This window comes from Pseudomonas sp. NFR02 (assembly GCF_900119375.1).
Taxonomy (GTDB): Bacteria; Pseudomonadota; Gammaproteobacteria; order Pseudomonadales; family Pseudomonadaceae; genus Aquipseudomonas; species Aquipseudomonas paracarnis.
In genome coordinates this window covers 326,666-339,361 of record NZ_FPJJ01000007.1, presented here as the reverse complement: position 1 = coordinate 339,361, position 12,696 = coordinate 326,666, and the positions used below count along the sequence as shown (strand labels likewise).

General features: G+C 60.4%; 7 protein-coding genes, 1 tRNA gene and 1 pseudogene. All 9 read left to right on the top strand.

Annotated elements, in window-relative coordinates; genetic code table 11:
- The first annotated feature begins 15 nt into the window (after window positions 1–15).
- On the top strand, window positions 16–1,863 hold the full coding sequence (gene rpoD, locus BT199_RS21465) for an RNA polymerase sigma factor RpoD (protein ID WP_020302171.1): 1,848 nt from the start codon (window positions 16–18) through the stop codon (window positions 1,861–1,863).
- Between the two features lie 135 nt (window positions 1,864–1,998).
- A pseudogene (locus BT199_RS21460) lies at window positions 1,999–5,744 on the top strand (EAL domain-containing protein).
- 15 nt (window positions 5,745–5,759) lie between these two features.
- Window positions 5,760–5,836: transfer RNA gene (locus BT199_RS21455), tRNA-Ile, on the top strand.
- A 111-nt stretch (window positions 5,837–5,947) separates the two neighbouring features.
- Window positions 5,948–6,394, top strand: a complete 447-nt coding sequence (locus BT199_RS21450; protein WP_072435432.1) for an Lrp/AsnC family transcriptional regulator — start codon at window positions 5,948–5,950, stop codon at window positions 6,392–6,394.
- Window positions 6,395–6,541: 147 nt separating this feature from the next.
- Window positions 6,542–8,245 (top strand): flavin monoamine oxidase family protein, encoded by a 1,704-nt coding sequence (locus tag BT199_RS21445; protein WP_014720191.1) that lies wholly within the window; start codon window positions 6,542–6,544, stop codon window positions 8,243–8,245.
- A gap of 10 nt (window positions 8,246–8,255) precedes the next feature.
- Window positions 8,256–9,050 carry a carbon-nitrogen hydrolase family protein gene (locus tag BT199_RS21440; RefSeq protein ID WP_072435431.1) on the top strand — a complete coding sequence of 265 codons (795 nt, stop codon included), beginning with the start codon at window positions 8,256–8,258 and terminating at the stop codon, window positions 9,048–9,050.
- A 48-nt stretch (window positions 9,051–9,098) separates the two neighbouring features.
- Window positions 9,099–11,474 (top strand): pyrroloquinoline quinone biosynthesis protein PqqF, encoded by a 2,376-nt coding sequence (gene pqqF / locus BT199_RS21435; protein WP_072435430.1) that lies wholly within the window; start codon window positions 9,099–9,101, stop codon window positions 11,472–11,474.
- Window positions 11,475–11,632: 158 nt separating this feature from the next.
- Window positions 11,633–11,707, top strand: a complete 75-nt coding sequence (gene pqqA / locus BT199_RS21430; protein ID WP_003194766.1) for a pyrroloquinoline quinone precursor peptide PqqA — start codon at window positions 11,633–11,635, stop codon at window positions 11,705–11,707.
- A 71-nt stretch (window positions 11,708–11,778) separates the two neighbouring features.
- Window positions 11,779–12,690 carry a pyrroloquinoline quinone biosynthesis protein PqqB gene (pqqB, locus tag BT199_RS21425; protein ID WP_014720194.1) on the top strand — a complete coding sequence of 304 codons (912 nt, stop codon included), beginning with the start codon at window positions 11,779–11,781 and terminating at the stop codon, window positions 12,688–12,690.
- The last annotated feature ends 6 nt before the right edge of the window (window positions 12,691–12,696 follow it).

The window sequence follows — 12,696 nt, the reverse complement described above, 5'->3', positions numbered from 1 at the left end:
AGTGGATAGGGTGTTATGTCCGGAAAAGCGCAACAGCAGTCTCGTATCAAAGAGTTGATACTTCTTGGTCGTGAGCAGGGTTACCTGACTTACGCGGAGGTCAACGACCACCTGCCTGAGGATATTTCAGATCCTGAGCAGGTGGAAGACATCATCCGCATGATTAACGACATGGGGATCAACGTATTCGAAACTGCGCCAGATAAGGATTCCCTTATGCTGGCCGACGCCGATACCGACGAAGCCGCCGCTGAAGAAGCTGCCGCCGCGTTGGCTGCGGTGGAGACCGATATCGGTCGCACGACAGACCCGGTGCGCATGTATATGCGCGAAATGGGTACCGTCGAGCTGCTGACACGCGAAGGCGAGATCGAAATCGCCAAGCGTATCGAAGAGGGCATCCGTGAAGTGATGGGCGCCATTGCGCACTTCCCTGGCACGGTTGACCACATTCTCTCCGAGTACACTCGCGTCACCACCGAAGGTGGCCGCCTGTCTGACGTCCTGAGCGGTTATATCGACCCGGACGACGGCATTGCGCCGCCTGCCGCCGAAGTACCGCCGCCTGTTGATGCGAAAGCCGCAAAAGCGGACGACGACTCCGACGACGACGAAGCTGAAAGCAGCGACGACGAAGAAGAAGCCGAAAGCGGTCCAGACCCGGTCATCGCGGCCCAGCGCTTCGGTGCGGTTTCCGATCAAATGGAAATCACCCGCAAGGCCCTGAAGAAGCACGGTCGTGGCAACAAGCAGGCGATTGCCGAGCTGGTGGCCCTGGCTGAGCTGTTCATGCCAATCAAGCTGGTGCCCAAGCAATTCGAAGGCCTGGTTGAGCGTGTTCGCAGCGCCCTTGAGCGTCTGCGTGCACAAGAGCGTGCGATCATGCAGCTCTGTGTGCGTGATGCGCGCATGCCGCGTACCGATTTCCTGCGCCAGTTCCCGGGCAACGAAGTTGACGAAAGCTGGAGCGACGCACTGGCCAAGGGCAAGGCGAAATACGCCGAAGCCATCGGTCGCCTGCAGCCCGATATCATCCGTTGCCAGCAGAAGCTGACCGCGCTTGAGACCGAAACCGGCCTGACGATTGCAGAAATCAAAGACATCAACCGTCGCATGTCGATCGGTGAGGCCAAGGCCCGCCGCGCGAAAAAAGAGATGGTTGAAGCGAACTTGCGTCTGGTGATCTCCATCGCCAAGAAGTACACCAACCGTGGCCTGCAATTCCTTGATCTGATCCAGGAAGGCAACATCGGTTTGATGAAGGCGGTGGACAAGTTCGAATACCGTCGCGGCTACAAGTTCTCGACTTATGCCACCTGGTGGATCCGTCAGGCGATCACTCGCTCGATCGCCGACCAGGCCCGCACCATCCGTATTCCGGTGCACATGATCGAGACCATCAACAAGCTCAACCGCATTTCCCGGCAGATGTTGCAGGAAATGGGTCGCGAACCGACCCCGGAAGAGCTGGGCGAACGCATGGAAATGCCTGAGGATAAAATCCGCAAGGTACTGAAGATCGCCAAAGAGCCGATCTCCATGGAAACGCCGATTGGTGATGACGAAGACTCCCATCTGGGTGACTTCATCGAAGACTCGACCATGCAGTCGCCAATCGATGTCGCCACTGTTGAGAGCTTGAAAGAAGCGACTCGCGACGTACTGTCCGGCCTCACTGCCCGTGAAGCCAAGGTACTGCGCATGCGTTTCGGCATCGACATGAATACCGACCACACCCTTGAGGAAGTCGGTAAGCAGTTTGACGTGACCCGTGAGCGGATCCGTCAGATCGAAGCCAAGGCGCTGCGCAAGTTGCGCCACCCGACGCGAAGCGAGCATCTGCGCTCCTTCCTCGACGAGTGATACCAGAACCCCCGGCCCAGGCCGGGGGTTTTGCTTTCTACCGATTGCTTTGCACAGATTAACTGCCCCGCACCACCCCGCCCTCACAATGCCCGTCTACACTCGAGACATTCCCCGTGCCATAACGAGACCGTTATGCCCAGATTGCCGACCGTGATACTGCTGTCGCTGCTGACCTGGACCGCAACGGCTGGCGCGTTGACTCTTACGGATGATGAGCGTAGCTGGTTGGCGGACCATCAGGAGCTGCGCCTAGGCGTGGATGCGTCTTGGCCACCTTTTGAATATCGCGATGAAAATGGCCGATATCAGGGCTTGGCAGCCGATTACGTACGCCTGCTCCAGGACCGCCTGGGTGTGCGTATCAAACTGATCGAACCGGTTAACTGGACTGCGGTGCTTGAACAAGCCCGCAATAATCAGCTCGACCTGCTGCCTGGCATCATGTCCACCCCCGAACGCCAAAACTTCCTGGCGTTCACACGCCCCTATCTCGACTTTCCCATCGTCATCCTGGCCCATGAAGGCGGCGCGAAACCACGCAGCCTCAAGGATCTGTACGGGCTTAAAATTGCCGTGGTGGAAAACTACGCGCCCCATGAATTGCTCCGCACCCACCATCCGGACCTGAATCTGGTCGCCCTGCCCAACGTCAGTTCGACGCTGCAAGCCCTGGCCACCGATGAAGTGGATGCCGTGGTCGGCGACCTCGCCTCCAGCGTCTGGAGCCTGCGCCAACTCAAGCTCGACGGTTTATACGTCAGCGGCGAAACGCCCTACCGCTACCAACTGGCGATGGGTGTCCCGCGGGATGAAAAAAAGTCCTGGTGGGCATCCTGGACAAAGTCCTCGCCGACCTCAGCTCAGCCGAAACGGATGCAATCCAGCAACATTGGGTCGGCAGCTTCGCCGATCACCGCACCTTCTGGGCTGACTTGCTCACGTACGGCCTGCCAGCGGTGCTGCTATTGAGTACGGTGCTGGCCATCGTTATTCGGATCAATCGCCGGCTCAGTTCGGAAATTTCTCGCCGGGTCGCCCTTGAACAAGAACTGCGAAGCAGCGAGTACCACTATCGCGGCTTGGTGGAGAGCTTGTCCGCCATCGCCTGGGAAGCAAGCATCAGCGATTTCACCTACAGCTACGTGTCGCCCCATGCCGAAGACCTGCTCGGCTATCCCCGCGCCCACTGGTTGATTCCAGGCTTCTGGCGCAACATCATCCACCCCGCCGACCTGACCCGCGCCGAGGCCTATTGCTATCGGGAAACTCGTGCTAACCGTGATCACAGCATTGATTACCGGGTCATCACCGCTGATGGCCGCTGCCTGTGGGTACGTGACATTGTCAGCCTGATCGAACACGGCCACGAGCCAGTACTGCGCGGCCTGATGATCGACATCAGCGAAGCCAAGCGCACCGAGGAAGCCCTGCAACTGTCCGAGCAGAAATTTGCCTCGGTGTTTCAGCAGTGCCCAGACATCCTGGTGATTGCCCAGTTGTCTGATGGCTGCCTGCTGGAGGTCAACAAGGCATTCGAGGACCAGATTGGGCTGCGCGCCGACGAGGTGGTAGGCAAAACCGCCTCAGATCTGAATATATGGGGCATTCAGGGCGTCGGTCCGGATTTGCTGCAGCGGGTACAGACCACCAGTATCCGTAACCTGGAAATGTCCTTTCTGCGCAGCAATGGTCAGGCATTTACCGGGCTGATCTCAGCTGAGCCGTTCCAACTCGATACCACTGAAGCCCTGGTGGTGGTGGTGCGCGATATCACCGAGCTCAAGGAAACCCAACAGCAGCTGCAAACCTCCGAAGAGAAATTCGCCAAGGCATTCCATGCTTCCCCTGACGGTTTACTACTGAGTCGCCAAAGCGATGGCCTGCTGATTGAAGTGAACGAAGGTTTCAGCCACCTGACCGGCTTCACCAGCGCCTCCTCACTTGACCAATCAACCCTGGACCTAGGCATCTGGGTCGACCTCAACGAACGCAAGCACATGCTGGAGTTGATGCAGCGCGACGGCTTTGTCCGCGATTTCATCTGTCATATCCGTCGTGCCGACGGCCAAATTCGCCTGTGCGAAGTGTCCAGCCGCCCACTGCCGATTGGCGACGAAGATTGCATGCTGACCATCGCCCGGGACATCACCGAACGCCAGTTGATGCAGGAAAAACTGCAGCAGGCCGCCACGGTGTTCGAAAGCACCGCCGAAGGCGTCTTGATCACCGACACACGGCAGAACATCAGCGCCGTCAACCGCGCCTTCACTGAGATAACCGGCTACAGCGAGGTTGAAGCCCTTGGTCATACCCCGCGCCTGCTCGCCTCCGGCCTGCATGACAGCGCGTTCTATGCGGCGATGTGGCACCAGTTGACGGCCCACGGTCATTGGCAAGGAGAGATCTCCAACCGCCGCAAGAACGGCGAGGTGTATCCGAGCTGGCTGACCATCAGCGCCGTGCGTAACCGCGAGCAATTGGTCACCCACTTCGTTGCCGTGTTCGCCGACATCTCCAGCCTCAAGCTGGCCCAGGCACGCCTGGATTATCAGGCCCACCACGACCCATTGACCGGCCTGCCCAACCGCACCCTGTTTGAAAACCGGCTGCAGGCCGCCCTCAACGGCCAGCAGGAAAGTGGTAAACAGGGCGCGGTGTTGTTTCTCGACCTTGATCGCTTCAAACACATCAACGACAGCCTCGGCCACCCGGTCGGCGACCTGCTGCTCAAAGACATCGCCGTACGCCTCAAGGAGCAGTTGCGGGACGTAGACACCGTTGCTCGCTTGGGCGGCGACGAATTCATCATCCTGTTGCCCGGCTTGCAACAGGCCAGCGACGCCCAGCACTTGGCGAACAAACTGCTCGACTGTTTTACCCCGCCATTCCAAGCCGGCGAGCATGAGTTCTTTATCAGCGCCAGTATCGGCACCAGCCTGTATCCGCAAGACGGTACCGACGTCGCCACCCTGGTCAAAAATGCCGACGCCGCAATGTATCGCTCCAAGGCCAAGGGGCGTAACCGGGTCGAGCGCTATACCCGCGACCTGACTGCCCAAGCCAATGAACGCGTAGCGCTGGAGCACGAACTGCGCCGCGCCATCGAACGTGAAGAATTGAGCCTGTATTACCAACCCAAGCGCAACCTGGTCACCCAACAACTGATCGGCGCCGAAGCCTTGATCCGCTGGCACCACCCGACTCTGGGCGACGTCCCGCCCGAACACTTTATCGCCTTGGCCGAAGAGAACGGCATGATCCTGCAAATCGGCGACTGGGTACTGGAACAGGCCTGCCGGCAGTTGCACGCCTGGCAAGCGGCTTTCGAGGATTTCGGCCCCCTGTCGGTCAACCTCGCAGGCGCGCAACTGCGTCACCCCAACCTGCTGTCACGCATCGAACAACTGCTGCACGATTACCGCCTCGAACCCGGCTGCCTGCAACTAGAAATCACCGAAAACTTCATCATGAGCCAAGCCGAAGAAGCGCTCGCGGTGTTGCACCAACTCAAGCGCCTGGGCGTCCAATTGGCGATCGATGATTTCGGCACCGGCTACTCGTCCCTCAGCTACCTCAAACGCCTGCCCCTGGACTTCCTCAAAATCGACCAATCCTTCGTGCGCGGCTTGCCCGACGACCCTCACGATGCAGCCATCGTGCGCGCCATCATCGCCCTCGGCCACAGCATGCAATTCACCATCATCGCCGAAGGCGTGGAGACTCCGGCGCAACAAGCATTCCTCGCAAGCGAGGGGTGTGAACAGATGCAAGGCTACATCGTCAGCCTGCCCCTGCCGCCGGAGCTTTTTGCCGCCAGCTTCCTTCGTACACGGCACAAGGATTTTTCGGATGGCACAGTGAACAAACCATCGCTATAATCCGCGACCTACTGAGGGCCTATAGCTCAGTTGGTTAGAGCAGGGGACTCATAATCCCTTGGTCGTAGGTTCGAGTCCTACTGGGCCCACCACACAAAAAAAGCCGCGCATTGCGCGGCTTTTGCGTATCTGGCATCACGGTTCTTTCAGCCAGGCCAAGCCTGTACCATGCTTGCTCATTGCCCCCGCACTGGAGCCCCCCCTTGCCCGCCCTAGACGAAATCGACCGCCAACTAATCGCCGCTCTGCAGCTCAACGCCCGTGAAAGCGTGGCCATGCTCGCCAGGCAGTTGGGCATCGCGCGCACCACCGTCACGTCGCGTCTGGCCCGCCTGGAGAAAACCCAGGTCATCACCGGTTACGGCGTGCGCCTGGGCCAGCGCTTTGCGGATGGGGGGTTGCAGGCTTACGTGGGCATTACCGTGCAACCCCGTTCGGGCAAAGAGGTGTTGCGCAGGCTGAGCGCCATGGCGCAAGTGCAGCAGTTGTGCGCGGTAAGTGGAGAGTTCGATTACGTGGCTTGGCTGCGCACCGATTCGCCAGAGCAACTGGACCAATTGCTGGACCAGATCGGCAGTGTCGACGGCGTGGAGAAAACCACCACCTCGATCATCCTCAGTAACAAATTGGATCGCGGACAACCAATCTGATCACTACCTTCGTCATATTGACTAAAACCAGTACAATCCGACGACACATTGCGTCTTATTAACGAGCGCAACGCTCCCTAAACTGGCTGCCATCTTTTCCTATACTCAACGGGCCCTCCTCCCGCCGAGCCGTCAGTAAGGTCAGCCATGAGCATTCCGTCCAGCACCCTCAGCAAGCCCAATCGCCACCCGGGCGACGGTAAGAAACCCATCACCATTTTCGGCCCGGACTTCCCGTTTGCCTTTGATGACTGGATCGAACACCCCGCCGGGCTGGGCAGTATTCCTGCGGCCAATCATGGCGCTGAAGTGGCGATCGTCGGCGCCGGGATCGCGGGCCTGGTTGCGGCCTACGAGCTGATGAAACTCGGGCTCAAGCCCGTTGTGTATGAAGCCTCGAAGATGGGTGGCCGCTTGCGCTCGCAGGCCTTTGAAGGCGCCGAAGGCATCATCGCCGAGTTGGGCGGCATGCGGTTCCCGGTATCGTCCACGGCGTTCTACCATTACGTGGACAAACTTGGACTGGAGACCAAGCCCTTTCCCAACCCGCTGACACCGGCGTCCGGCAGCACCGTGATCGATCTGGAAGGCCAGACTCACTATGCGCAAAAACTCTCCGATTTACCGGCACTGTTCCAGGAAGTCGCCGATGCCTGGGCCGACGCCCTGGAAGCCGGTTCGCAGTTCGGCGATATCCAGCAGGCAATCCGCGACCGCGACGTGCCACGGCTCAAGGAACTGTGGAACAAGCTCGTGCCGCTGTGGGATGACCGTACCTTCTACGACTTCGTCGCCACCTCCAAAGCCTTCGCCAAATTGTCCTTCCACCACCGCGAGGTGTTTGGCCAGGTCGGTTTCGGCACCGGCGGTTGGGACTCTGACTTTCCCAACTCCATGCTGGAAATCTTCCGTGTGGTAATGACCAACTGCGATGATCATCAACACCTGATCGTCGGTGGCGTGGCACAAGTGCCCATGGGCATCTGGCGCCATGTGCCAGAGCGCTGCGCCCATTGGCCGGCCGGCACCAGCCTGAGCTCGTTGCATAGAGGCGCACCACGGGCAGGCGTGAAGCGCATTGCCCACGCCGCCGATGGCCGCTTCGCCGTTACCGACAACTATGGCGACACCCGTGAATACGCAGCGGTGCTGACCACCTGCCAAAGCTGGTTGCTGACCACCCAGATCGAATGCGACGAAACCCTGTTCTCACAAAAAATGTGGATGGCCCTGGATCGCACTCGCTACATGCAGTCATCGAAAACCTTCGTGATGGTTGATCGCCCATTCTGGAAAGACAAAGACCCGCAAACCGGCCGCGACCTGATGAGCATGACCCTCACCGACCGCCTGACCCGGGGCACCTACCTGTTCGATAACGGTGACGACAAGCCGGGGGTGATCTGCCTGTCCTACTCGTGGATGAGCGACGCACTGAAGATGCTGCCCCAGCCTATCGACAAGCGGGTGAAACTGGCCCTCGATGCGCTGAAGAAGATCTACCCCAACGTTGATATCAAGGCGCGCATCATCGGCGACCCGATCACCGTGTCCTGGGAGGCCGATCCGCATTTCCTCGGGGCCTTCAAAGGCGCCTTGCCCGGTCACTATCGCTATAACCAGCGGATGTATGCGCACTTCATGCAGAAGGATATGCCCGCCGAACAACGCGGGATCTTCATCGCGGGTGATGATGTATCGTGGACGCCCGCCTGGGTCGAAGGCGCGGTACAAACCTCGCTCAACGCGGTATGGGGCATCATGAATCACTTCGGTGGCAGCACCCACCCGGAGAACCCAGGCCCAGGCGACGTATTCGATGAAATAGGGCCAATCGCCCTGGCAGAATAAGGAGTTGAGCATGCGTGTCGCCCTGTACCAATGCCCGCCGCTGCCGCTGGATGTGGCCGCTAACCTGCAGCGCCTGCACCAGTTGGCCCATGAGGCACACGGCGCCGATGTGCTGGTGCTGCCAGAGATGTTTCTCAGCGGCTATAACATTGGCGCCGAAGCCGTTGGCGCACTGGCAGAGGCACAGGATGGGCCATCGGCGCAGGCGATTGCCCAACTGGCGCAAAGTGCCGGGCTGGCGATCCTGTATGGCTACCCGGAGCGGGCCGAAGACGGCCAGGTCTACAACGCCGTGCAGTTGATCGACGCCCAGGGCAAGCGCCTGTGCAACTACCGCAAGACCCACTTGTTTGGCGATCTTGACCACTCAATGTTCAGCGCCGGCCCCGATGATTTCCCGGTGGTGGAATTGAACGGGTGGAAGGTGGGCATGCTGATTTGCTACGACCTGGAGTTTCCGGAAAACACCCGGCGCCTGGCCCTCGCCGGTGCCGAACTGATTCTGGTGCCCACCGCCAATATGGTGCCGTTCGACTTCGTTGCCGACGTCACCGTGCGGGCGCGAGCCTTTGAAAACCAATGCTTCGTGGCCTATGCCAACTATTGCGGGCACGAAGGCGAGATTCACTACTGCGGGCAAAGCAGCATTGCCGCGCCGGACGGCCAGCGAATTGCCCAGGCCGGCCTGGATGAAGCCTTGATCGTCGGCACCCTGGATCGCCAATCTATCGTCGACGCCCGCGCCGCCAACCACTACCTGCAAGACCGTCGCGCCGAACTCTACGGCGCACTGCACAAGCCCTGACCCATTGGGTTTGCTAGCATAGGCACTTCCCACGCCTCGGAAGTGCCCATGCCTGCGCCGGTTCACCCTCATCCCCTTCACCTGACTCTCGCTAATGGCCTGCGGGTTTGCCTGCGCCATGCACCACGCTTGAAGCGCTGCGCCGCCGTTTTACACGTGGCTGCCGGCAGCCATGACGTGCCATTGGCCTGGCCTGGCCTGGCGCATTTTCTTGAGCACTTGTTGTTTCTCGGTACCGAACGTTTCCCAGTCGGCGAAGGGCTGATGGCCTACGTGCAGCGCCACGGTGGGCAGGTCAACGCCAGCACCCGTGAGCGCACCACCGAGTTCTTCTTTGAACTGCCGGTGCCGGCTTTTGCAGACGGGCTGGCGCGTTTGGCGGATATGCTGGCTCACCCGCGCCTGGCCCTCGACGATCAACAACGTGAACGCGAAGTGCTGGAGGCGGAGTTCATCGCCTGGTCCCAGGATGCCAAGGCCCAACAGCAAGTGGCGCTGCTGCAAGGCTTGGCGGCGGATCATCCTCTACGAGGTTTTCATGCCGGCAACCGCGACAGCCTGCCGGTGGAAAGCGACGAGTTTCAGCACGCCTTGCGAGGGTTCCACGCACGCTTTTATCAAAGCGGGCAGATGACCCTGAGCCTCGCCGGTCCACAATCGCTGGCCGACCTGCAGGCCTTGGCCCAGCAGTTCAGTGACCAACTGACGCCCGGACCATTGCACCCGCAGGCCGCTCCACCGGCCTTGATGCATGGCTCGGCACGCAGCTATCAACACGTCGCCGGCCAACACCTGCATCAGGTCATTACGTGTAACGCGCCACGGGAAGCGCTGGCGTTTCTCTGCACCTGGCTCAACGCCTCGGCCCCCGGCGGGTTGCTCGCTGAACTGCAAGCGCGACGACTAGCCACCGCGCTGCAGGCATCCGTGCTGTACCAATTCGCGGATCAAGCCGTGCTGGATATAAACTTCACCCTCGCCAGCGAACGCGAACCGGCTACGCAGATTGAAGAGTTGCTGCACGACTGGCTGGGTTTCTTCGCACACAGCGACTGGACAGCGTTACGCGAAGAGTTCGCCTTGCTCAATGCTCGCCAGCAACAGGTCCAAGGCGCCCTGGCGTTGGCGCGCAACGATGCCCAAGACCTGTCGGAACAAGGCGTCGTAGCCCTCAAGGCCATGCTCGATTCACTGCACCTGCCCGCCTCCCGGCACCCTTGGCAACTGCCGCCCAATAACCCCTTGCTTCGTGCGCCCGCCAAGGAAGAACGCGCTGGCCTGATTCGTGGCCAAACCAGCGCCCACCGTGGCTTGCGCACCTTTGCCCAGGATCGCTCACGGGGCCGACGGGAGCTGTCAGCGTTGACCTTCAGCCAGGCGTTGGCGGATGACACTGGCGAAGGCGCGCTGTACCTGCACTGGCGGTTTGACTCGGCGGTACCCAGCGGGCTGGAAAGTCTGTTGCGGCCGTTGCGCGAGCAGGCACGCCAGGCCGGCGTCGAGTTGTCTTGCGAAACCTGCGCCACGGATTGGCAGGTGAAGATGCACGGCCTCCACGAGCCCATGCCGGCGGTGCTCGAAGCGTTGGCGCGGTGTCTGAGTGACTCAGATGAACCTTTGCCACCGACCGCTCCCGTGCCGATGATCGCCATCCGGGAACTGCTCAAGGCGTTGCCCGCTTGCTGCGCGGGTGTTCAGCCCCAGCCTCAGGAGACGACAGCATCATGGGCTACCGCGCGCTGGCAGGCGCTGGGCGCAGGCCTGCCACCCGCCTGTGAAGCCGCGATCAAAGCCGCAGCGGTCCGGCTGCCTGGGCAACCGGCAAGCGTGCCTTCTACACCTCAGTCCCTTGACGGACGAAAGCGCTGGCACGCAGTCAGCACCGAATCCAGCGAAGCAGCGCTACTGCTATTTTGCCCAACGCCGACTCAATCCCTCGCCGATGAAGCCCACTGGCGGTTGCTCGGGCACGTGCTCCAGGGGCCGTTCTACCAGCGTTTGAGAGTCGAACTGCAAATCGGCTACGCCGTGTTCAGCGGCATCCGACAGATCAACGGCCAAACCGGCCTGCTGTTTGGGGTGCAATCGCCGAGCGCCTCCCTGGACGGCATCGTCCAACAGTTGCAGGCCTTCCTGGGGCAACTGCCGTCGTTGATCGAACGCAGCCCCGACTTGGGTAACCAGGCCCTCGCACAGCAGTTCGCGGCCCAGACGCTGCCCATCAACGAAGCTGCCGACTTGCTGTGGCATGCGCACCTGGCAGGTCATTCGTCGGGTTATCTGGATCAGCTTCAACAGTTGATCCAAGCGTGCACACGCGAGGATGTGCAGCGCGCCGCGCAACAACTCAATGACGCCGCAGGCGGCTGGCAATGCGTGGCCAACGGGCCGCGTATCAGCGACGACTGGCAAGCAGCGCCGTGATCATTGCCAACCCTGCAACAGGCTTTCTCCACCGAGACAGCGCTAACTTGAATAAAATTGCGTAACATTGCGCAGCAATATCTGAACATCTCCAACAGGAGGTGGACTATATGTATTACTTGGTAGTGAACGTCCCATCCCTTGATAGGAGTAAGAATATGACCTGGTCCAAACCTGCTTACACTGATCTGCGTATTGGTTTCGAAGTCACCATGTACTTCGCCAGCCGTTGATTGGCTGAGTGATACAACGCCTCGGTTCGCCCGGGGCGTTTTTGTTTTGAGCTGTGCTTGATGGAGCGATCATGTTTGTCCAGATTCTAGGTTCCGCCGCCGGCGGTGGCTTCCCGCAGTGGAACTGCAACTGCGTGAACTGCGCAGGTTTTCGCGATGGCAGCCTGCGGGCCCACGCGCGTACCCAGTCGTCCATCGCGATCTCCGACGATGGCGTGAATTGGGTGCTCTGCAATGCCTCGCCGGATATCCGCGCGCAACTCCAGGGCTTTGCGCCCATGCAACCGGGCCGCGCCCTGCGCGATACCGGCATCAGCGCAATCATCCTGATGGACAGCCAGATCGACCACACCACTGGCCTGCTGAGCCTGCGCGAAGGCTGCCCGCACCAGGTGTGGTGCACCGACATGGTCCACGAAGACCTGAGCACCGGTTTCCCGTTGTTCACCATGCTGACCCACTGGAACGGTGGCCTGGCCTGGAACCGCATCGAGTTGGACGCTAGCTTCACCATCCCGGCCTGCCCCAACCTGCGCTTCACCCCGCTGCCGTTGCGCAGCGCCGCACCGCCCTATTCGCCGCACCGTTTCGACCCGCACCCCGGTGACAACATTGGCCTGATCGTCGAAGACCTGCGCACCGGCGGCAAATTGTTCTACGCCCCGGGCCTGGGCAAGGTCGACGCACCGCTGCTGGACATCATGGCCGGCAGTGACTGCCTGCTGGTGGACGGCACGATGTGGGACGACGATGAAATGCAGCGCCGTGGCGTCGGCACCCGCACCGGGCGTGAGATGGGCCACCTGGCACAGAACGGCCCCGGCGGCATGCTTGAAGTGCTCGAGCAACTGCCCAAACAGCGCAAAGTGCTTATCCACATCAACAACACCAACCCGATCCTCGATGAAGACTCCCCCGAGCGAGCGGAGCTGGTGCGGCGCAATGTCGAAGTGGCTTACGACGGCATGAGCATTGAATTGTAGGAGCGA

Bases quoted from the DNA above. Each gene is read 5' to 3' on its own strand.
- rpoD (WP_020302171.1), top strand. From the start codon at position 16: ATGTCCGGAAAAGCGCAACAGCAGTCTCGTATCAAAGAGTTGATACTT.
- BT199_RS21445 (WP_014720191.1), top strand. From the start codon at position 6,542: ATGAGCATTCCGTCCAGCACCCTCAGCAAGCCCAATCGCCACCCGGGC.
- BT199_RS21440 (WP_072435431.1), top strand. From the start codon at position 8,256: ATGCGTGTCGCCCTGTACCAATGCCCGCCGCTGCCGCTGGATGTGGCC.
- pqqF (WP_072435430.1), top strand. From the start codon at position 9,099: ATGCCTGCGCCGGTTCACCCTCATCCCCTTCACCTGACTCTCGCTAAT.
- pqqB (WP_014720194.1), top strand. From the start codon at position 11,779: ATGTTTGTCCAGATTCTAGGTTCCGCCGCCGGCGGTGGCTTCCCGCAG.